General features: G+C 39.0%; 10 protein-coding genes, 4 tRNA genes and 5 rRNA genes. 2 read left to right on the forward strand and 17 right to left on the reverse strand.

Going from position 1 to position 22681, the window contains the following annotated elements; translation table 11 throughout:
* Positions 1-20 precede the first annotated feature (20 nt).
* Genes KBP46_RS12085 through KBP46_RS12095 form a run of 3 tightly spaced genes read right to left on the reverse strand, consistent with a single transcriptional unit; the run spans position 21 to position 2403 of the window.
* Positions 21-833: a carboxypeptidase-like regulatory domain-containing protein gene (locus KBP46_RS12085; protein ID WP_253297026.1), complete on the reverse strand. Its 813-nt coding sequence runs from the start codon at positions 831-833 to the stop codon at positions 21-23.
* 3 nt (positions 834-836) lie between these two features.
* Complete coding sequence (locus KBP46_RS12090) at positions 837-1655, reverse strand: hypothetical protein (RefSeq protein ID WP_216443361.1); 819 nt, start codon at positions 1653-1655, stop codon at positions 837-839.
* A gap of 1 nt (position 1656) precedes the next feature.
* A complete protein-coding gene (locus KBP46_RS12095) occupies positions 1657-2403 on the reverse strand; it encodes a hypothetical protein (RefSeq protein WP_062672288.1) in 747 nt (248 codons plus the stop codon).
* A gap of 182 nt (positions 2404-2585) precedes the next feature.
* Here KBP46_RS12095 and KBP46_RS12100 point away from each other — a divergent pair, with 182 nt between their 5' ends.
* On the forward strand, positions 2586-5726 hold the full coding sequence (locus KBP46_RS12100) for an exodeoxyribonuclease V subunit beta (RefSeq protein ID WP_216443362.1): 3141 nt from the start codon (positions 2586-2588) through the stop codon (positions 5724-5726).
* A 132-nt stretch (positions 5727-5858) separates the two neighbouring features.
* Entirely contained in the window at positions 5859-6083 is a 225-nt protein-coding gene (locus tag KBP46_RS12105) for a hypothetical protein (RefSeq protein WP_147367645.1), read from the forward strand.
* 71 nt (positions 6084-6154) lie between these two features.
* Here the strand turns inward: KBP46_RS12105 and KBP46_RS12110 are convergent, their stop codons facing one another.
* The 14 genes from KBP46_RS12110 to KBP46_RS12175 all read right to left on the reverse strand — a co-directional run bounded on the left by KBP46_RS12110 (position 6155) and on the right by KBP46_RS12175 (position 22659).
* Positions 6155-6664: a ferritin gene (locus KBP46_RS12110; protein ID WP_002981834.1), complete on the reverse strand. Its 510-nt coding sequence runs from the start codon at positions 6662-6664 to the stop codon at positions 6155-6157.
* Positions 6665-6791: 127 nt separating this feature from the next.
* Positions 6792-7241, reverse strand: coding sequence for a hypothetical protein (locus tag KBP46_RS12115; protein WP_120233646.1), 450 nt, complete (start codon positions 7239-7241; stop codon positions 6792-6794).
* Between the two features lie 186 nt (positions 7242-7427).
* Complete coding sequence (locus tag KBP46_RS12120; RefSeq protein WP_062672295.1) at positions 7428-8423, reverse strand: hypothetical protein; 996 nt, start codon at positions 8421-8423, stop codon at positions 7428-7430.
* Positions 8424-8562: 139 nt separating this feature from the next.
* Positions 8563-11214, reverse strand: a complete 2652-nt coding sequence (locus KBP46_RS12125; protein ID WP_123279599.1) for a 4-alpha-glucanotransferase — start codon at positions 11212-11214, stop codon at positions 8563-8565.
* 126 nt (positions 11215-11340) lie between these two features.
* Positions 11341-12507 carry a T9SS type A sorting domain-containing protein gene (locus KBP46_RS12130; protein ID WP_123279600.1) on the reverse strand — a complete coding sequence of 389 codons (1167 nt, stop codon included), beginning with the start codon at positions 12505-12507 and terminating at the stop codon, positions 11341-11343.
* A gap of 349 nt (positions 12508-12856) precedes the next feature.
* Positions 12857-12964 (reverse strand): 5S ribosomal RNA (gene rrf, locus KBP46_RS12135).
* A 160-nt stretch (positions 12965-13124) separates the two neighbouring features.
* A 23S ribosomal RNA gene (locus KBP46_RS12140) occupies positions 13125-15879 on the reverse strand.
* 153 nt (positions 15880-16032) lie between these two features.
* Positions 16033-16106 (reverse strand) — tRNA-Ala (locus KBP46_RS12145).
* An 86-nt stretch (positions 16107-16192) separates the two neighbouring features.
* Positions 16193-16266 (reverse strand) — tRNA-Ile (locus KBP46_RS12150).
* 220 nt (positions 16267-16486) lie between these two features.
* Positions 16487-18002: ribosomal RNA gene (locus tag KBP46_RS12155) — 16S ribosomal RNA — on the reverse strand.
* Positions 18003-19249: 1247 nt separating this feature from the next.
* A 5S ribosomal RNA gene (gene rrf / locus KBP46_RS12160) occupies positions 19250-19357 on the reverse strand.
* Positions 19358-19517: 160 nt separating this feature from the next.
* Positions 19518-22272, reverse strand: a 23S ribosomal RNA gene (locus KBP46_RS12165).
* The 16S, 23S and 5S rRNA genes sit together here with 4 tRNA genes alongside, the layout of an rRNA operon.
* A gap of 153 nt (positions 22273-22425) precedes the next feature.
* A tRNA-Ala gene (locus KBP46_RS12170) sits at positions 22426-22499 on the reverse strand.
* An 86-nt stretch (positions 22500-22585) separates the two neighbouring features.
* Positions 22586-22659 (reverse strand) — tRNA-Ile (locus KBP46_RS12175).
* Positions 22660-22681 lie beyond the last annotated feature (22 nt).

A 22681-nucleotide genomic window follows, 5' to 3' on the forward strand; every position in this document is an offset into this window, starting at 1 on the left:
AGAATTTATTAACATTCAAATTACTTTTGATTTTGCTGCAACCTCTCTATAAAAAGTGGAGCCGTCTCTTCCAACCTCAGCATAACGCCGGAAAGATTTCTTGCTTTTACATAGGTTCGTACCTGAGGTTTTGCTAAAAATGAAAATTGAATAAATTCAGAGATTCTGTCACCAGGAATTCCTGCTTTGATAAAATATTCATCCTCTATTCTGTCCCGAACCCAGGCAATATGTTCCTGAAGATCGTCATATCTGTATTGTCTCTTCTGCCTTCGGGCTTTCCCGCTGATCAGATCATACACTCCCTGAACATTAAGGTTTCCTAAAAGTATCGGTAAAAGAACACTTTTCACTTCTGCCGGCTTCTCCCTCATTTTCCCTACCGGCTGCGGAAGGCCAACGGCATCTCTTACCTGCTCTCCTTTATCTACTTTGGCTACTATCCGGGAATCTGTTTCCAGATCTCCGGTGAGCTTTTTCACAATTTTAACTTCACCCACATCTCTCGGAATCTGACGAAGTGTAATAAACAGAGGTAAGTTATTACCATTGGTCAGAACTCTTCTGGAGACTCTGTTGAAATCTTCTTTTACAAATCTTAACTCATCGTTAGGATTGGCTTCAATAGAAAATATACCATCAGAATCGGAATATACTTTCTTATCAGTAGACATATTAATCACGATCACTTTACTCAAATTTTCGCCATTGTCATCCACTATTCGCCCCGTTACTTTCTGTTGAGACCAAACAAAAGTACTGCAAAGAAGCAGCAGGAAAAGAAAAGTATTTCTTTGCTTTGATATTTCAATATTTTCAGTGATATAAGCCAACTTTTAATGTATATATTGTTCTTGAGTTCCTTCTAATTTATGGGTTTTACTATATTCTGCGAAGGCAACTTTAAGTTCATATTCAACGACATTTATACTAAAATCTTTTCGATATCTTTTTGCCAATAAACGCGTTTTATCAGCATACAGAAGAAATGCATCAATCTGTTCATCATCCATTCCATATTTTTTCAGGAAATTCAGGTTCACTTCATTTCTTACTCTCCTCAGGAAATCCTGAGTTTCATTGTAATTCGCTTTGGTAACCTTCGGCTGCGCTAATTTCTTTACAGCATTAAATACACCAAACAAATTGACTTGTCCTGCATTGAAATCATGACCGGTAAAAGTCTTCGAAACAGTATTATTGGGTAAGGGCTGATTCAGTGGACTTCTCATATAATCATCCATATCTGATTTTAAGGCCTGAAGTTTTCTGGATTCATTATAGTGCTGATTATCTTTTGCCAGATTTCCGGTAGGCTTGTACTTAATTTTAACCTCGGGAATTTGAATTTCTATTTTCTTCAGAATAATATTGAACGGAGTATTGATCTCTTCTTTGGTCATTTTTTTATCAACACGATAATATCCTTCTTTTACAAATCTGATCTCATCATTTTCTTTGGCTTCAATTTCAAAATTCCCGGACATATCACTTAATGAGCTTTTATTCCCGGAGATATTCACAACGAGTACAGGTACTAAATCCAGTTCATCTCCTGTTATTACCTTTCCTGATATTTTTTGTTGTCCCCACAATTTCGGGGTGATACAAAAAAGCACAAACAATAGAAATCTTTTGATATATCTTATTTCCATATTATCTTTGAGTTTGTGGAGCACGATAGGATGAAATTCTTGTCAGAACAAAACGCTGAAACCTGTTCAGATCTGCATCGCTACAGAACCCATATTTCAGGATCTTTTTCCTTTCAAAACCGCCTGCAAAAACATAATAAATAAAATGTTCTATCAGAGGTTTCTCAATTTTAAGATTGGTAAAATAATCATCACCAAGGCTTGCTCTGATATATTTCATTAAGTCTACATCATCCCATTTATTTTTAACTTTTCCTATAGAAAACCCTTCCCCTTTCGGCTGCACAAATTCTCCAGGTCTCGCCGCCAATATTCTTGGATCTGATTTCTGAGAAATATAACGATCCATTTCTTTGAGCAGTTTTTCAACCTTTTGAGGTTTATTATAAAGTTTCGAATCAATTTTAAGGTTTCCGGTAAGCCCTTGTTTTATTTCCACTTCAGGAATCTGGATGGTTTGGCGTACAAGCCTTATATTCATAGGAGACTCTGTATTTTCCTGAGAAACTATTTTTGTAAGACGTTCATAACCCGCTTTTATAAAACGTAATTCATCTCCCTGTCTTCCGGAAATCATAAAATGACCATCCCGGTTTGAAACCACTATTTCGTCTGTTCTGATATTGACAACATTCACATCCTGCATTTCAGTACCGCTTTCGGAAATAATTTTACCAAATATATAACTTTGGGCATGGGTATGGATAAAAAGAATAAAGGATAAGAAAAAGAATAGTTTAAGTTTCACGGGCTATTTTTTATAAAGCAAAGCTAAAATTATTTTTAATTTATCCCATAAGTTTAACCACAGTTAACGCGTTTTAATATTTCTTTTTAATTTTTGCCATCTAAACTGTTAAATCAGCTGATTAAATTGTTAAAATTTCTTTTAAATTTTAGCTAACTTGCAGTCTCAATTCTCTTTCAACAATGCAAAATTCTTACACAGTCATCAATGCTTCTGCCGGATCCGGGAAAACCTATGCTCTGGTACAAAGGCTTCTGATGATCTGTCTCCGCTATCCTAATCAGCAGCAGTCGATCAGGAATATTCTCGCACTGACTTTCACCAACAAAGCGGCCAATGAGATGAAGGAAAGAATTTTATCGTGGCTGGGAAATTTCTCAGCGAAAGATTATGCTGAAAATACAGATCTGAAAAATATCCAGAAAGCATTTGAAGAACAGGGTTTGAAAATTACCATTGATGAGCTTCATCACCGTTCTAAAAAATTACTGGACTACGTTCTCCACAATTATTCCACACTGAATATCGGAACTATTGACCGTTTTAACTCAAGATTGGTAAGAAGTTTTTCTTATGAACTGGGATTGGCGAAAAATTTTAATCTTGAAATTGAAGCTGAGCCGTTTCTGATAGAAGCCGTTGATAAAATGCTGGATCAGATTGGTGAGAATGAAAACATCTCCAATTCTTTCATGGATTATGTAGATTACAGTCTCGAAAATAATGAAAGGATTAACCTTAATAAAAACCTTTATGATTCTGCGAAGGAATTTGTAAAGGATATTCACTATGAGCATCTGAAAAGCAATAAAAGTTTTGACGATGCCAATTATGAAAATATAAAGAATACACTTCGTAAAGAGATTGTTCTCAACAAAAAACAGTCTGCAGAACTCGCTGCCGGTTCTATTGAATTATTCAAATCAAGAAATATTGATATTGAAGATTTTGCTCAGGGTAAAAACGGAATTGGGGGCTTCTTTACTAAGGTTATAGATTTTTATCAGCAGAAAAGAGCCGGATTTCCTTTTCCTACTACGCAGGAGGAATCTGTTATCAATAATTACAGAAAAGGAGCGTCTTCAAAATCGAAACATAAAGAAGCCGAAATTTTCGAAATCCTGGATCAGCTTCTCGACAACAGAATGAAACTGATTCTTCTGTATATTGAGACTCAAAAGAAAGAGAAAGTTTTATCTGCTCTTCTTCCTTTAAAGGTCAATAAGGATATTCAGGATGAGCTACAAAAAATTGAGGAAGAAAATGATCTTGTTCTGCTTTCTAAATTTAATATTCTGATCAATGAAAATCTTAAAAATGAACCTTCGGCTTTTATTTATGAAAAAGTAGGTTCACAGTTTCAGCATTATTTCTTTGATGAGTTTCAGGATACATCAGAACTGCAGTGGCAGAATTTTGTACCACTGAGAGATCATAGTGTTTCTACAGAATACACTTCATTTACATTGGTGGGTGATCCCAAACAGAGTATTTACCGATTCCGTGGCGGAGAAAGTAAACTGATGCTGGACATTATCAACAAAAAGGAGTTTTCACCTAAGGAAGCAGATCTTCTGGTATTAAAAGATAACTGGAGAAGTGCCAGAAACATTGTACAATTCAACAATGAGTTGTACCGTTTTCATTCTGAAGGACTACTTGAAGAGCATAAAAATATTTTTGGGGAAGATGCTGAGCAAAATCCAAAATCCAAAATGGATGGACGCGTAAAGGTAAATCTGATTGAAAATCTTACGAATGAAGAATTCTACACAGATACTTCGGAAAGAATGCAGAAAGATATTCAGGAATGTCTGGATAATGGTTTTAAGTTTTCTGATATTACGATTCTTTGCCGTGGAAATTTTGATATTTTCAGTTATTCTCAAAAGCTGGGAAGCTTAAAAGTTAAGTATAAAGGAGAAGAAACCAATATTAAAACGATTTCTGATAAAGGGCTTACGCTGGAACTTTCCAATACCTTAAAAGCGGTTATTGAATTTCTTCGCTGGGAGCTCAATCCAAAGAATAAACATTGTCTGATTATGATGATGTACCACCTGAATACATTGGGCAAGATTAATATGCCGGATTTCACTTTAGGAATGAAAGAAATTCTGGATATCGAAGGCCATGAAGAAATTCTGCAGTTTATTCAGCAAAAATATTTGCTACAGCTTAAACAGGATAATTTCCCAAGATTCAATCTTTATAATTTCATCGAATATTACATCAATGAATTTTCTGTTGAAAATAAAGAAACAGACTTTTTACTGAATTTCCTGGAAATGCTTTTCAACTTTACACAGAATGCAGGTGCAAGTACCAAAGAGTTTCTGAAATATTGGGACGAAGAGGCTTCTTCATACACTATTCAGGCTTCAGAAAATATTGATGCTGTCCAGATCATGACGATCCACAAGTCTAAAGGGCTGGAATTTCCCATTGTTTTTATCCCTATGATGAACAAAAACCGGGACAGTGAATTTACCAACTGGTTTGATACCAATGAGAATGAAGCATTAAAATCAGTCAACATTAATCAGTTCAGCAAAAACCTGGAAGCTTATGATGACGAAATTCTGTTCTTCAATACTAAAAATTCTTATAAAAATCTGATTGACAGATTATGTCTCCAGTATGTTGCCACAACAAGACCTGTTGAACAATTGTTTTTTTATCTTCAAAAAGCCAATAAGACTTCTAACAATCTGGAGCTTTTGGAATTCCTTCAAACAAAAAATCCTGAAGAGGCTGATGAGTTTGACGTGTATGCCGTAAATCCTGAGATGCTGAAAAAATATTCGAAAGATAAAAGTTCCTCTTTTAAGACTCAGAATATTGAGAATCTGAAAAACGTCAATGAAAAAAGTACGTCTATCAAGATTGCAACACCTTCAAAAAACTATCAGGTACGAAATGAAAAGGTAAGAATCGGGCTTTTTGTGCATGAACTTTTATCGAAAATCAATACGGAAAATGATATTGCAAAGGTATTGGATGGTTATGCTTTAGAAGGGCAGATTACGCTGGAGGAGAAAAATGAAATACAGGTTACACTGCAGGAAATTGTCAGAACTTATGCAGAATTCTTTGATGAAAAATGGGAAGTAATCAATGAAAAAGATATCATGATTTCTGAAAGAGGAGAAAGCCATATATTCAGGCCAGACCGCATTCTAAAAGGCGAAGAAGGATATATCATTGTTGATTTCAAAACCGGTGAACAAAAAGCAAAGGATGAAGCACAGGTAGAAGGGTATAAAAATATTCTTGAGCGTCTGGGTAAAAAAGTGCTTAAAACACAGATTATCTATCTATAATTTAAACATTCCCAAAAGGTTAATATTATAATTCTTGTAAAAAACCCTTCAAAATAGAAAAGGTTTTATTATTTTTATTCAGTACGAATAAAATATAACCTTTGATTATATTTTGATTAGAACTAACCAGCCATGAGAATATATTTAACTTCCTTTGTAATAAGTCTGATTATGATGTTGTTTTCTACAATGGTCATTTATCATATTGTGGATTACTCAGATTCATCTGCTACAGAAGATAACCGTCATTATATGTCTACTGAAAACATTGCCAATTCATTGTTTCTGAGCTTTGTATTGGGAGCAGTCGTTTTTATTTCTGCAGTGAGAATACAAAGACCTGCGTATAAGAAATAACGATATAATCCTACAATAAAAAACCGCTATTCCTGAGGATAACGGTTTTATATTTTGAAGAATTTTCAATTTTAAGCAGTTGTATCAGGAGTAAATACTCTTTGAGACAATTCCTGATCAAAAAGGTATAATGCAGATGGATTATCACATACCATTTTGATTTTTGTTACATATTGAGAAGCACTTGCTTCTTCTTCTACCTGTTCGTTGATAAACCACTGCAGGAATGATGTTGTTGCAAAATCTCCCTCTTCATTTGCATTTTTTACAATATTGAAAATACTTTTAGTTACGATTTTCTCATGTGCTAATGCTTTTTCAAAAATATCTGTTGCATTTTCGAACTCGTGGGGTGGTTTTGGAATTTCCCCGATGATAATTTCGCCTCCTACATCATTCAAATAATCAAACATTTTATCTGCATGCATCAATTCTTCTTTGCTCTGTACTCTGAAATAGTTGGCAATTCCATCCAGGTCTTTTCCAGAAAACCATGCAGACATTGAAAGATAATATTGAGCAGCGTATTGTTCGTGGGCAATTTGTTCGTTAATTAATTTTGCAATTTTTTCGCTAACCATAAGTATTAAATTTATAGTCAAAAATAGGGAATAAAAGCCCGAAATCAAAAGTTTTAAAGAAAATTAATACAAAAAGGATGGAACAATATCCATCCTTAACACATTAAAAAACTAAAATTACAAGCTGTTATTTTACTTCAGCAGTTCCTGTATTCATCGGCTTTTTCATCATTCTTCTTTCTTTCATTGCCATTTTCATTTTTTCTGCTTTAGCTTTTCTGTCAGCCTGCCATTTATCATATTGATCAGGAGTAAGGATGTTTTTCATATCAGTATCCATTTGTGCCCTTTTGGCCTGCATTTCCTGCATCTTAGCTTGTCTGTCTACTCTATTTTTGTCAAATTCCGCCTTCATTTCAGCTTTTCTTTTATCCTGAAGAGCCTTTATCTGTGCTACCTGAGATGGATTAAGATTAAGGTCTTTCTGCATCTGGTCTAGACGTTCCTGTTGTTTCTGTTCCATTTTCTGCTTCATTTCAACGGCTCTTGCCTGTCTGTCTTGTGGAGTTGTAGTTTGTTGTGCCATTGCAAAACCTCCTATTCCGATAAATGCTATTGCTAAAACTAATTTTTTCATCTTTTTAAAATTTAATTAATTGTTATTTTGTTATTATATCTTTTTGATTATGAACTAAAACATAAGTTAAATTGATAAATTTATAAATAATGTTAAATTTTAATAAAAATAAATTAACAAAACATCAAAAAAAGGACAGATTATAAAAACCTGCCCTTCACACCACTTAAATATAATATATGAAAATTAATTCCTTACTAAACTGCCTCTAAAACCGCCACCGCCATTACCACGGTTCTCTTGTCTTGGTGCAGAATTTTCAGATTTTTGTCTGAAACCTCCATTATTTCCTCTGAATCCGCCATTATCTTCTCTTTTAGGAGCTTCTCTTCTTACTTCACTGTTCCCTCTGAAACCGCCTCCATTATTATTTCTGAAGCCTCCGTTATCGGCATTTCCTCTGTTTCCTCCATTATCAGAATTCCCTCTGAAACCGCCTTCGCTGTTGTTTCTGAAACCACCATTATTCTCATTTCTGAAACCAGAATTATTGTTATTTCCGTTATTTCCACGGAACCCTCCTGAGTTTCCATTGTTTCTTGTGTTTCTGAAACCATTATCTGGTCTGCTGTCTCTTCTGATAATATCAAAAGTAGGATTCTCCATTCTGCGGAATCTTGATCGGTCTACCCTGTAAATATTGATATTAATATTTCTATATCTTGGCATTACAGTATATCTCGGTACATAATAAGTTCTTCTGTAATTCTGGAAATAAACTATCGGGCTGGTTCCTCTGTAATAGTTATTCTGGAAAACCACAAATACTCTTGGTCCTAAAATTCTTTCCAGAGCATAAAATCTGTCATAGTACCATCTGTCCGGATTATATCTGTAGAAATTATTCCATGCTGTAAAGCTTGCATACAGGTTATTCAATCTCATAATCTGATCTACCTGCCATCTGCTTAATCTGTTCTGTACGAAAAAGCCGTTCCAGTCGATATTAATAATACTTCCTCTGTAGTCGTTATAATAGCTTTGGTAATAATTGCTTGGATAATAGTCCTGTGGATAATTGTAATAATAATCGTCAGGGAAATAATTTCTATCATCTTGATCACTGTAATAACCTCCATCATTCTGATAATAACCATCATCATCCCAACCATTATTTGGATACTGCTGAGCTGACGTCAAAACGCCTAACCCAAAAGCTAATCCCAAAAATATTTTTTTCATCTCTATAGTCGTTAATTGGTTAATATATAGCAGAATATCTTAATTCTATCTTTTTGATACAAATAAAAAAAAGAAGTTAAATCATAAGATTAAACTTCTTTCAAAATATTTACAACTACCTGATAATCAATTGTTAAATTTACACTCTCCCACTATCTTTTACCCAGTGAGCAATTTTTTGATTGAAAGATCTTTTCTCTTTCAGATCTTCAAGTTTGATATGCATTCTGTAGCGCCAATAATGGGGGAAAACGGCAGGATTGTTGATTCTTTCGTTATCCATTTTCTTATTGGTAAGTTCTGCATCTGTGGCCAGAAACTCCTGAATCGGGAAAATAGCCAGCATAGCCTCATTATATAAATGCTGCTTCATGATGATCTCTGCAAGATGAGGATTGAGATATTCAGGAGCTTTTCCATACTGGATCAGCTGTTGATTGTAGTATTTCTGTGTCAATACAGGATCTTCTTTCCACCATTGTCTCAATGTTGAACTGTCGTGAGAAGAGGCTGTTACTACATTCATGTAATTCGCATTCTTAGGATTATAGAATGGAATATTTTCAGAAGGCATTCTTTGTACTTTAAGTGCTATAATAGCCAATTCATCCATCACAATGGGTACGCAGGCAGGAACCATTCCCAGGTCTTCACCGCAGATCAGCATTTTAGTAGCATTCAGGATAACCGGAAGTTTCTCCATGGCCTTTTCAAACCATAAGTGATCCTGTCTTCTGAAAAAGTAATCATGGTAGAGGTCATAAATACTCTTTTGTTCTGCTTCAGGAAGGTATTGATAAGATTCTGTATTGTAAACATTGAATCTCGGATGGTAAACTGTTTTCCCATTTCTTTCTTCTGTTAAAAACAAAACGTTGGCACAAAGGGAAACTAATTTTTCTTCAAGAGAACCATGTGGTTTTTTCTTAAAGAAGTTAACGAGTTTTCTTTGAGTATCGAACTCTTCTTTGAAAGTATAAGTACCATCTTCATTACGGTTCATAAACTCAAGAGCTTTTCCGCTTTCTTCCCCAAAATAATCCCATAAGATCTTATTGTTGATAAAAGGCTTACAATACCTGTTAAAATTGAACGGAATCTGCCAGGCTTTAAATTCATCCGCTACAATAGGAACAGCCGGATAAAAGTACCCTAAAATTCCCTGTACAGCAGAAACCGGCATTCTCCATATTCTGAAGAATCCTAAAATATGATCAATTCTCATGGCATCAAAGTACTGTTCCAGAGCTTTGAACCTGTTTTTCCACCATTTGTAATCGTCTGCTTTCATCGCTTCCCAGTTGTATGTTGGGAACTCCCAGTTTTGTCCTAATTCAGTAAACTGGTCAGGAGGTGCACCAGCCTGGAAATCCATACCGAATAATTCCGGTTCTGTCCAGGCTTCTACAGAATATCTGTAAATACCAATAGGAAGATCTCCCTTCAACGAAACTCCCAGGTTATGGGTATAATCAACAGCATCCTTCAGCTGTACATGCAATTGATATTGCACCCAGGCATGAAGCATTGAAGTATCATAATCTTTATTTTTCGTTGTAAAAAACTGTGAGATCTTTCCGGCAATGTATTTTTTGTGGGTCTTCCACTCATTGAAATTAGGTGTTTTATACTTGTCTCTCAAAACACAGAATGCAGAATAAGGAACAAGCCAGTATTCATTATCCTTGATGAATTTTTTGAAATTTCTGTCCTTAAAAATTTTGTCTTTTTCCTTGTGGAAAACAGCAGTAAGATATTTCCACTTGCCTTCTATCATCTTTTCATAATCGATCAGATCCAAAGAGTTTAATTTCTCTTTTTCAGACACATACTCATCAACTAATTCTTTCGGTAAAGAATAATCAAGATTTTCTAAAGAGATATACTGTGGATGCAAAGCATATACGGATACAGCTGCATAAGGATAAGAGTCCGTCCAGGAATAATTAGCAGTTGTATCATTGATCGGGAGAATCTGAATAATTCCAAGATTGGTTTCTTTCGTCCAATCTGCCAGTTTTTTAAGATCTGTAAATTCTCCTACTCCAAATCCGTCTTCGCTTCTCAAAGAAAATACAGGAATTGCTACACCGGCATCATGATACATCTGATATCCTTTAAACCTGAAATAATGGTTGGAAACAACCTGTAAAACGTCGGATAATTGGTTAGCTACCGTGAATCTGTTTTCTCCGGTTTCTACATCTATAACCCTATTTTCTTTAGTATCGTAAACACAATATTTAAATTGGATAAATTCATTCTCCGGAATTTCAACGGAGGCTTCCCACATTCCAAAATCTGTCTGATTAAGATGAATAACTTTCTCATAACTCCAGTTTCCTAAAGATGCCGTACTTCCGAAAAGAACAATTCTCCAATCCGGATTATAAATAGGAGCTTCTATTCTAAAGAGATGGGTATGTCTTTTTAAAACAGTAACTTTTTCAGGAATAAAGTCGTGTAGTTTATTATAAAGAATTTTATTATTTAAATAATTCTCAGGAAAGTTTTTGTTATTCCATTCATCAAAAATGATAAACTCTTTATAATTATGTGGAAAACTCAAATGATGCCCCACAAATTCTTCCCTTAATACATTTCCTTTTTCATTCACTACGCGGTAATGATAGGAAATGAATTTTGAAAAATAGTCTACTTCACATTTCCATAAACCATTCTCCGCGTAAAACATAGTATGGACATGTAAGGTATTCTCCTCTTCACCAAATACCAGCTGCAGGTTTTCTCCAGCATTTACAATATATCCTACATTAAAGTATAGTTTCATCTATATTTTTTTATAAAAGTACATTTTAATATCGAAAAATAAAACTTATTGGATATCAAATAATCATTAAAAAACCTTCTCAAAATAATTTGAAAAGGTCTTTATATGCTGACTAATAGCATCCTATTATCTTGTAACTAAAATCTTTTTATTGAATATAACTTTTCCTGATTCATCGACAATATTTACAATATAAGCTCCTGTCACAAATCCTTTAAGATATACTTTTTCATCTAATGAACCCTCTTTCACAGATAGGTTCTGAGTCATTACATTTTTACCTGCCATATCAAAAATATTCAGTTTAATAGAACCTTTTACATTATTATTAATATGCACATTGATATAGTGCTCATCAACCCTTGTTGGATAAATATCTAGATTTGTAGCCAAACTATTAACTGCTGCAGATTTATCATTAGCAAAATATTTGCTTGCTAAATCATAAATATGAAGTCCCTGTTCTCCCTGAAGCTGTTTAGCCTGCAAAGTTGCCAGATCGACCTCATATAAAGCACCTCCTTTTGCACTTGCTACGACTACTTTACCCTGAGCATTTACTGCAGAACCGTTTACCGAATAGTTATCAGGAATACCTGTAATTTTACCTATAAATTTAGCTATTAAATCCTTTGTCACAACTTTAAAAACATTCCCTGAAGCAGCAAATACATAGAAATTATTATCTGCATCTGCAATCATATCACCTCCAAAACCGGTTTCCATTGCAGTAAATGAGTTTCTGCCATTTGAGGCATCATCTTTTATGATTCCAAGATCATTTACAGTGTATTGTCCGGCTTCTTTTCTGATTTCTAAAAACTGTGTTCCTGCATTATTTACAGCATAAATGTTTCCGTTATATCCGGTTGCCATTCTGGTAATATGAGAATTAATATCACATGAGGATACTCTTGCTATATTATTTTCCACTAAAGTAATTTCCTTTGTCTTTGGATTTAAAATATAAATATTAGAAGAAAACATCGGCATGTATACCAGATTATTATTCGAAGAATCATACGCAAGAGCAGCTAATGTCACAGCTTGAGAATGACTGTAAGAATTTCTGTCTTCCGCGACAATACCTTTTTTTGCTTGGGAAAATACTTTTGATGAAGATTCGGCAGTAAAAAACTTCTCTCCTGAAGTTCCATTAGTTCCATCAATGGCACGAAAATCATTGAATGTAATACTTTGCGTATCTTTTCCTGTAATCGCAAAGAAATCCTGCTGTGCTTGAGCATTCACACCGAATAACAGTAAAAACAGAGGGAATAAATGTTTTTTCATATTATATAATTTAATATTCGTAATCGTTTTTATCTTACTAAGTTACATAATTTTTGAATTAGAAAACTAAAAATCCCTGGTATTTGAATAAAATTTAAATAGTGACCCTAGAGAAATTCCAAATGATGAATAATTTGGAATTCGAAATACGAGGTTTTCAAATTCGAGCTAGAATGATAGGTTTTAAATCTGGGTTTCTTCTCATTACCTATTACTCATTACTTCTGTTTCTGTTTGGATTTTGTGTTAGTTAGTTTGGGGAGTATGTTGAGTGGGTTTGGTGTTGATGTAGGTATATAACAAAAAAACCTTTATCGTAAAGATAAAGGTTTTTTAAAAATAAAATAAAAACTGGCGGCGGCCTACTCTCCCGCGTTAGCAGTACCATCGGCGCTGGTGGGCTTAACTTCTGTGTTCGGAATGGGAACAGGTGAGCCCCACCGCTAAAACCACCCTAAAGAAGGTATATAAGATATCAGAGGATAGATTTCAGATTTCAGACTTCAAGGTCTGGTATCTGATGTCTTATATCTGACATCTGTTTTAAGCGATAAAAACTTTCACAAAGACAAAACCTTCACTGCGCATAAAGCACCTGGTTTATATTAGTAACCATAGACTATAAATCTACGGGTAATTAGTACTACTTGGCTATGACATTACTGTCTTTACACCTATAGCCTATCAACGTCGTCATCTACAACGACCCTTAAAAGATGTCTCATCTTGAGGCGAGTTTCGCACTTATATGCTTTCAGTGCTTATCTCTTCCAAACGTAGCTACTCAGCGGTGCACCTGGCGGTACAACTGATACACCAGAGGTTTGTTCAATTCGGTCCTCTCGTACTAGAATCAAGCCCTCTCAAACATCTAACGCCCGCAATAGATAGAGACCGAACTGTCTCACGACGTTCTGAACCCAGCTCGCGTGCCACTTTAATGGGCGAACAGCCCAACCCTTGGGACCTTCTCCAGCCCCAGGATGTGACGAGCCGACATCGAGGTGCCGAACCTCCCCGTCGATGTGAGCTCTTGGGGGAGACTAGCCTGTTATCCCCGGAGTACCTTTTATCCTATGAGCGATGGCCCTTCCATACGGAACCACCGGATCACTATGTCCTGCTTTCGCACCTGATCGACTTGTAGGTCTCACAGTCAAGCACCCTTATGCCATTACACTCTACGCACGGTTACCAAGCGTGCTGAGGGTACCTTTGAAAGCCTCCGTTACTCTTTTGGAGGCGACCACCCCAGTCAAACTACCCACCACGCAATGTCCTTCTGAAAGAAGTTAGGCTCCAAGTAAGTAAAGGGTGGTATTTCAACGTCGGCTCCACAAACACTAGCGTGCCTGCTTCAAAGCCTCCCACCTATCCTACACATTACTTACTCAAAGTCAATACGAAGTTATAGTAAAGGTTCACAGGGTCTTTTCGTCCCATTGCGGGTAATCGGCATCTTCACCGATACTACAATTTCACCGAGCTCGTGGCTGAGACAGTGCCCAGATCGTTACACCATTCGTGCAGGTCGGAACTTACCCGACAAGGAATTTCGCTACCTTAGGACCGTTATAGTTACGGCCGCCGTTTACTGGGGCTTCAGTTAATGCCTTCGCTTACGCTAAGCACCTTCCTTAACCTTCCAGCACCGGGCAGGTGTCAGACCCTATACAGCATCTTTCGATTTAGCAGAGTCCTGTGTTTTTGATAAACAGTCGCCTGGGCCTCTTCACTGCGGCCAACATTGCTGTTGGCGTCTCTTCTTCCGAAGTTACGAGACTATTTTGCCTAGTTCCTTAGCCACGACTCACTCGAGCACCTTAGGATTCTCTCCTCGACCACCTGTGTCGGTTTTGGTACGGGTTGCTTCACTTCGGCTTTTCTTGGATCAGATTACACTACAGCAGCTTCGCCCGAAGGCTAGGCCTTGACTATTCCGTCAGTCTCCAGCAGCTACATCCAACCGTCCCCTTTTATTGTGAGCAAGTATGGGAATATTAACCCATTGTCCATCCACTACCCCTTTCGGGTTCGCGTTAGGTCCCGACTAACCCTCAGCTGATTAGCATGGCTGAGGAAGCCTTGGTCTTTCGGTGAGCAGGTTTCTCGCCTGCTTTATCGTTACTTATGCCTACATTTTCTTTTCTATCCGCTCCACAATACCTCACAGTACTGCTTCGGCGCAAATAGAATGCTCTCCTACCAGATATATCTAAAATATAAATCCATAGCTTCGGTAATATGTTTATGCCCGATTATTATCCATGCCGGACCGCTCGACTAGTGAGCTGTTACGCACTCTTTAAATGAATGGCTGCTTCCAAGCCAACATCCTAGCTGTCAATGCAGTCCAACCGCGTTGCTTCAACTTAACATATATTTGGGGACCTTAGCTGTTGGTCTGGGTTCTTTCCCTCTCGGACATGGACCTTAGCACCCATGCCCTCACTGCCGTAGAACATTTATTAGCATTCGGAGTTTGTCAGGAATTGGTAGGCGATGAAACCCCCGCATCCAATCAGTAGCTCTACCTCTAATAAACTTATATACGACGCTGCACCTAAATGCATTTCGGAGAGTACGAGCTATCTCCCAGTTTGATTGGCCTTTCACCCCTACCCACAGGTCATCCGAAGACTTTTCAACGTCAACCGGTTCGGTCCTCCACTCTGTGTTACCAGAGCTTCAACCTGCCCATGGGTAGATCACAAGGTTTCGCGTCTAATCCTACTAACTATGCGCCCTATTCAGACTCGCTTTCGCTCCGGCTCCGGTACTTAATACCTTAACCTCGCTAGTAAAATTAACTCGTAGGCTCATTATGCAAAAGGCACGCCGTCACAGCATTACGCTGCTCCGACCGCTTGTAGGCGTACGGTTTCAGGTTCTATTTCACCCTTCTATTCGAAGTGCTTTTCACCTTTCCTTCACAGTACTTGTTCACTATCGGTCTTTCAGGAGTATTTAGCCTTGGAGGATGGTCCCCCCATATTCAGACAGGATTTCACGTGTCCCGCCCTACTCATTTATCATCTCTATATGCCTTTCGAGTACAGGATTATCACCTTCTATGATTGTTCTTTCCAGAACATTCCTCTAAACATAAAAAGACTTTTGGGCTAATCCGCTTTCGCTCGCCACTACTTACGGAATCTCTTCGATTTCTTTTCCTCCGGGTACTTAGATGTTTCAGTTCTCCGGGTTTGCTCCTCTTACGAGGTGACATATCTTCAATATGCCGGGTTGCCCCATTCGGATATCTGCGGATCAATTCGTGTGTGCCAATCCCCGCAGCTTTTCGCAGCTTACCACGTCCTTCGTCGCCTCTGAAAGCCTAGGCATCCGCCATACGCCCTTAACGATTTCTTTCCTATTGGTTACTCAAGCGCTTTATGCGCTCGGTTTTCTCTTTGTGATGTCTTTACCGTTAATGTCAATGATCTTAATTTCTTTCTTTCAAACTGATGAACAAATGTTGTTTTTGGCTCCATTCGTAACTTTTAAATCAGTCCTCCAAAACTGTGGAGAATAAGGGAGTCGAACCCTTGACCTCCTGCGTGCAAGGCAGGCGCTCTAGCCAGCTGAGCTAATTCCCCTCTAGTAGACTTTAGATATCAGATTCCAGATCTCAGACCTAAATGTCTGATGTCTAATAGCTGATCTCTTCCTGTCTTTCAATTAGTAGTCTCGGGCAGGCTCGAACTGCCGACCTCTACATTATCAGTGTAGCGCTCTAACCAGCTGAGCTACGAGACTGTCTTTTAGACGTAAAAGATGATAGACTGATAGATAATAGACTAATTTCTTCGTCTTTCTCTCTCTGCTTTTATCTTCTTTGCCTCTCTCAATCCCTTTACTAATTTCTAGTGGGTTTTGTATTTTTATATATCAACCAAACAAAAAACTAAAGCTATGCTTTAAGTAAGTATTTTGTATCTTACGATACTGATTTTGTTTAACGTCCTAAGACGCTCTAAAATGAGATGTTCCAGCCGCACCTTCCGGTACGGCTACCTTGTTACGACTTAGCCCTAGTTACCTGTTTTACCCTAGGCAGCTCCTGTTACGGTCACCGACTTCAGGTACCCCAGACTTCCATGGCTTGACGGGCGGTGTGTACAAGGCCCGGGAACGTATTCACCGCGCCATGGCTGATGCGCGATTACTAGCGATTCCAGCTTCATAGAGTCGAGTTGCAGACTCCAATCCGAACTGAGACCGGCTTTCGAGATTTGCATCACTTCGCAGTGTAGCTGCCCTCTGTACCGGCCATTGTATTACGTGTGTGGCCCAAGGCGTAAGGGCCGTGATGATTTGACGTCATCCCCACCTTCCTCTCTACTTGCGTAGGCAGTCTCACTAGAGTCCCCAACTTAATGATGGCAACTAGTGACAGGGGTTGCGCTCGTTGCAGGACTTAACCTAACACCTCACGGCACGAGCTGACGACAACCATGCAGCACCTTGAAAAATGTCCGAAGAAAAGTCTATTTCTAAACCTGTCATTTCCCATTTAAGCCTTGGTAAGGTTCCTCGCGTATCATCGAATTAAACCACATAATCCACCGCTTGTGCGGGCCCCCGTCAATTCCTTTGAGTTTCAAACTTGCGTTCGTACTCCCCAGGTGGCTAACTTATCACTTTCGCTTAGTCTCTGAAACTTACATTCCAAAAACGAGTTAGCATCGTTTACGGCGTGGACTACCAGGGTATCTAATCCTGTTCGCTCCCCACGCTTTCGTCCATCAGCGTCAGTTGTTGCTTAGTAACCTGCCTTCGCAATTGGTGTTCTAAGTAATATCTATGCATTTCACCGCTACACTACTTATTCCAGCTACTTCAACAACACTCAAGACCTGCAGTATCAATGGCAGTTTCACAGTTAAGCTGTGAGATTTCACCACTGACTTACAGATCCGCCTACGGACCCTTTAAACCCAATAAATCCGGATAACGCTTGCACCCTCCGTATTACCGCGGCTGCTGGCACGGAGTTAGCCGGTGCTTATTCGTATAGTACCTTCAGCTACCCTCACGAGGGTAGGTTTATCCCTATACAAAAGAAGTTTACAACCCATAGGGCCGTCGTCCTTCACGCGGGATGGCTGGATCAGGCTCTCACCCATTGTCCAATATTCCTCACTGCTGCCTCCCGTAGGAGTCTGGTCCGTGTCTCAGTACCAGTGTGGGGGATCACCCTCTCAGGCCCCCTAAAGATCGTAGACTTGGTGAGCCGTTACCTCACCAACTATCTAATCTTGCGCGTGCCCATCTCTATCCACCGGAGTTTTCAATACCGAATGATGCCATTCAGTATATTATGGGGTATTAATCTTCCTTTCGAAAGGCTATCCCCAGATAAAGGCAGGTTGCACACGTGTTCCGCACCCGTACGCCGCTCTCAAGATCCCGAAAGATCTCTACCGCTCGGCTTGCATGTGTTAGGCCTCCCGCTAGCGTTCATCCTGAGCCAGGATCAAACTCTCCATTGTATGTTTGTCTGACTCACTCAAAGTTTTTAACGCTTTAGTTTTTCCTTACTTGGTTGTTATATTGTATGTCAATGATCTTTATATCTTTCGCTTTTTAACGAAGCAATCTCTCTGTCAGTGTCGCTCCGTATTTGCGAGTGCAAAAGTAAAACTTTATTTTTTAATGACCAAATGTTTTTGAAGAAAATTTTAAAGTTTTTTAAGTGACCTTAACCCTTCTCAAAACCTCAATCCCTATACTCCTGCGCTCCCTCTAATTGGGACTGCAAAGATACAAACTCTTTTTAAACTGACAACTTTTTTTTCAAAAAGTTTTAAAGTTTTTTTCGTCCGTCTCTTTTTGGAAGTAATATCGTTTCTGCCCATCTAAAGGCTCTTCTGCGCTACTGAATGTCTTTCGTTTTTCAGTGGGGCAAAGATAGTAACTTCATACAACGCAAAACAAGTTTATTTAACATAAAAACACAAAATGTGGAAAACTATCTTCATATCTATTTATTATTCAATTATTTAAATACAAATTATACTTATCCACAATTAGCACTAGTAAACTTGAATAAATAGTATTGCTCTATAAGCTACATTCTATCTTCAAAATCTAATAATGATAACTGAGATATACTCAGTATTGTTAGATTTTAGATTAGTATTGTTTTAAATAAACAAAAAGGTGATGAGAAATATAAATAGCTTGCTTATACATCACAAAAGGCATTAAAGTATGAATTCAAAAACATAATAAATGAGAATGGTAGGAATATAGAAAACAGAAGAATGTAGTTCATATACACTTTGTAACAAAATCAATATTTATAAAAAGGAAAATAGAAGTAAAACTAAATCAAAAACTAATATATTTTGGTTTTTAGAAATATAAATCTTGGTCTTGATAATTTAAATTTTTATAATTAAGTTCTATTTAGACTCCTTGGTAGTAACAGCCTGGGAAGAATAAATAGTATTGAAGGTAAAGAACCATCGTTGGATAAAGAATAAAAAACAGAGGGCTGGAAGCAGGATGCCTAAAGCTGGAGGAAGAAGAATAGCAGATAGATGAGATGGGCTACTTACTACGAACATCTATTATCTATATCCACTGCTCATTACCTATTACTCATTACTTCTGTTTCTGTTTGGATTTTGTGTTAGTTAGTTTAGTGAGTATGTTGAGTGGGTTTAGTGTTGGTGTTGGTATATAACAAAAAACCTTTATCGTAAAGATAAAGGTTTTTTAAAAATAAAATAAAAACTGGCGGCGGCCTACTCTCCCGCGTTAGCAGTACCATCGGCGCTGGTGGGCTTAACTTCTGTGTTCGGAATGGGAACAGGTGAGCCCCACCGCTAAAACCACCCTAAAGAAGGTATATAAGATATCAGAGGATAGATTTCAGATTTCAGACTTCAAGGTCTGGTATCTGATGTCTTATATCTGACATCTGTTTTAAGCGATAAAAACTTTCACAAAGACAAAACCTTCACTGCGCATAAAGCACTTGGTTTATATTAGTAACCATAGACTATAAATCTACGGGTAATTAGTACTACTTGGCTATGACATTACTGTCTTTACACCTATAGCCTATCAACGTCGTCATCTACAACGACCCTTAAAAGATGTCTCATCTTGAGGCGAGTTTCGCACTTATATGCTTTCAGTGCTTATCTCTTCCAAACGTAGCTACTCAGCGGTGCACCTGGCGGTACAACTGATACACCAGAGGTTTGTTCAATTCGGTCCTCTCGTACTAGAATCAAGCCCTCTCAAACATCTAACGCCCGCAATAGATAGAGACCGAACTGTCTCACGACGTTCTGAACCCAGCTCGCGTGCCACTTTAATGGGCGAACAGCCCAACCCTTGGGACCTTCTCCAGCCCCAGGATGTGACGAGCCGACATCGAGGTGCCGAACCTCCCCGTCGATGTGAGCTCTTGGGGGAGACTAGCCTGTTATCCCCGGAGTACCTTTTATCCTATGAGCGATGGCCCTTCCATACGGAACCACCGGATCACTATGTCCTGCTTTCGCACCTGATCGACTTGTAGGTCTCACAGTCAAGCACCCTTATGCCATTACACTCTACGCACGGTTACCAAGCGTGCTGAGGGTACCTTTGAAAGCCTCCGTTACTCTTTTGGAGGCGACCACCCCAGTCAAACTACCCACCACGCAATGTCCTTCTGAAAGAAGTTAGGCTCCAAGTAAGTAAAGGGTGGTATTTCAACGTCGGCTCCACAAACACTAGCGTGCCTGCTTCAAAGCCTCCCACCTATCCTACACATTACTTACTCAAAGTCAATACGAAGTTATAGTAAAGGTTCACAGGGTCTTTTCGTCCCATTGCGGGTAATCGGCATCTTCACCGATACTACAATTTCACCGAGCTCGTGGCTGAGACAGTGCCCAGATCGTTACACCATTCGTGCAGGTCGGAACTTACCCGACAAGGAATTTCGCTACCTTAGGACCGTTATAGTTACGGCCGCCGTTTACTGGGGCTTCAGTTAATGCCTTCGCTTACGCTAAGCACCTTCCTTAACCTTCCAGCACCGGGCAGGTGTCAGACCCTATACAGCATCTTTCGATTTAGCAGAGTCCTGTGTTTTTGATAAACAGTCGCCTGGGCCTCTTCACTGCGGCCAACATTGCTGTTGGCGTCTCTTCTTCCGAAGTTACGAGACTATTTTGCCTAGTTCCTTAGCCACGACTCACTCGAGCACCTTAGGATTCTCTCCTCGACCACCTGTGTCGGTTTTGGTACGGGTTGCTTCACTTCGGCTTTTCTTGGATCAGATTACACTACAGCAGCTTCGCCCGAAGGCTAGGCCTTGACTATTCCGTCAGTCTCCAGCAGCTACATCCAACCGTCCCCTTTTATTGTGAGCAAGTATGGGAATATTAACCCATTGTCCATCCACTACCCCTTTCGGGTTCGCGTTAGGTCCCGACTAACCCTCAGCTGATTAGCATGGCTGAGGAAGCCTTGGTCTTTCGGTGAGCAGGTTTCTCGCCTGCTTTATCGTTACTTATGCCTACATTTTCTTTTCTATCCGCTCCACAATACCTCACAGTACTGCTTCGGCGCAAATAGAATGCTCTCCTACCAGATATATCTAAAATATAAATCCATAGCTTCGGTAATATGTTTATGCCCGATTATTATCCATGCCGGACCGCTCGACTAGTGAGCTGTTACGCACTCTTTAAATGAATGGCTGCTTCCAAGCCAACATCCTAGCTGTCAATGCAGTCCAACCGCGTTGCTTCAACTTAACATATATTTTGGGACCTTAGCTGTTGGTCTGGGTTCTTTCCCTCTCGGACATGGACCTTAGCACCCATGCCCTCACTGCCGTAGAACATTTATTAGCATTCGGAGTTTGTCAGGAATTGGTAGGCGATGAAACCCCCGCATCCAATCAGTAGCTCTACCTCTAATAAACTTATATACGACGCTGCACCTAAATGCATTTCGGAGAGTACGAGCTATCTCCCAGTTTGATTGGCCTTTCACCCCTACCCACAGGTCATCCGAAGACTTTTCAACGTCAACCGGTTCGGTCCTCCACTCTGTGTTACCAGAGCTTCAACCTGCCCATGGGTAGATCACAAGGTTTCGCGTCTAATCCTACTAACTATGCGCCCTATTCAGACTCGCTTTCGCTCCGGCTCCGGTACTTAATACCTTAACCTCGCTAGTAAAATTAACTCGTAGGCTCATTATGCAAAAGGCACGCCGTCACAGCATTACGCTGCTCCGACCGCTTGTAGGCGTACGGTTTCAGGTTCTATTTCACCCTTCTATTCGAAGTGCTTTTCACCTTTCCTTCACAGTACTTGTTCACTATCGGTCTTTCAGGAGTATTTAGCCTTGGAGGATGGTCCCCCCATATTCAGACAGGATTTCACGTGTCCCGCCCTACTCATTTATCATCTCTATATGCCTTTCGAGTACAGGATTATCACCTTCTATGATTGTTCTTTCCAGAACATTCCTCTAAACATAAAAAGACTTTTGGGCTAATCCGCTTTCGCTCGCCACTACTTACGGAATCTCTTCGATTTCTTTTCCTCCGGGTACTTAGATGTTTCAGTTCTCCGGGTTTGCTCCTCTTACGAGGTGACATATCTTCAATATGCCGGGTTGCCCCATTCGGATATCTGCGGATCAATTCGTGTGTGCCAATCCCCGCAGCTTTTCGCAGCTTACCACGTCCTTCGTCGCCTCTGAAAGCCTAGGCATCCGCCATACGCCCTTAACGATTTCTTTCCTATTGGTTACTCAAGCGCTTTATGCGCTCGGTTTTCTCTTTGTGATGTCTTTACCGTTAATGTCAATGATCTTAATTTCTTTCTTTCAAACTGATGAACAAATGTTGTTTTTGGCTCCATTCGTAACTTTTAAATCAGTCCTCCAAAACTGTGGAGAATAAGGGAGTCGAACCCTTGACCTCCTGCGTGCAAGGCAGGCGCTCTAGCCAGCTGAGCTAATTCCCCTCTAGTAGACTTTAGATATCAGATTCCAGATCTCAGACCTAAATGTCTGATGTCTAATAGCTGATCTCTTCCTGTCTTTCAATTAGTAGTCTCGGGCAGGCTCGAACTGCCGACCTCTACATTATCAGTGTAGCGCTCTAACCAGCTGAGCTACGAGACTGTCTTTTAGACGTAAAAGATGA

This window comes from Chryseobacterium sp. PCH239 (genome assembly GCF_018924625.1).
GTDB lineage: Bacteria > Bacteroidota > Bacteroidia > Flavobacteriales > Weeksellaceae > Chryseobacterium > Chryseobacterium cucumeris.

What these genes read in the sequence shown, in the direction of transcription:
- KBP46_RS12090 (WP_216443361.1), bottom strand. Translation starts at nt 1,655, where the DNA reads ATGGAAATAAGATATATCAAAAGATTTCTATTGTTTGTGCTTTTTTGT.
- KBP46_RS12100 (WP_216443362.1), top strand. Translation starts at nt 2,586, where the DNA reads ATGCAAAATTCTTACACAGTCATCAATGCTTCTGCCGGATCCGGGAAA.
- KBP46_RS12105 (WP_147367645.1), top strand. Translation starts at nt 5,859, where the DNA reads ATGAGAATATATTTAACTTCCTTTGTAATAAGTCTGATTATGATGTTG.
- KBP46_RS12110 (WP_002981834.1), bottom strand. Translation starts at nt 6,664, where the DNA reads ATGGTTAGCGAAAAAATTGCAAAATTAATTAACGAACAAATTGCCCAC.
- KBP46_RS12115 (WP_120233646.1), bottom strand. Translation starts at nt 7,241, where the DNA reads ATGAAAAAATTAGTTTTAGCAATAGCATTTATCGGAATAGGAGGTTTT.
- KBP46_RS12120 (WP_062672295.1), bottom strand. Translation starts at nt 8,423, where the DNA reads ATGAAAAAAATATTTTTGGGATTAGCTTTTGGGTTAGGCGTTTTGACG.
- KBP46_RS12125 (WP_123279599.1), bottom strand. Translation starts at nt 11,214, where the DNA reads ATGAAACTATACTTTAATGTAGGATATATTGTAAATGCTGGAGAAAAC.
- KBP46_RS12130 (WP_123279600.1), bottom strand. Translation starts at nt 12,507, where the DNA reads ATGAAAAAACATTTATTCCCTCTGTTTTTACTGTTATTCGGTGTGAAT.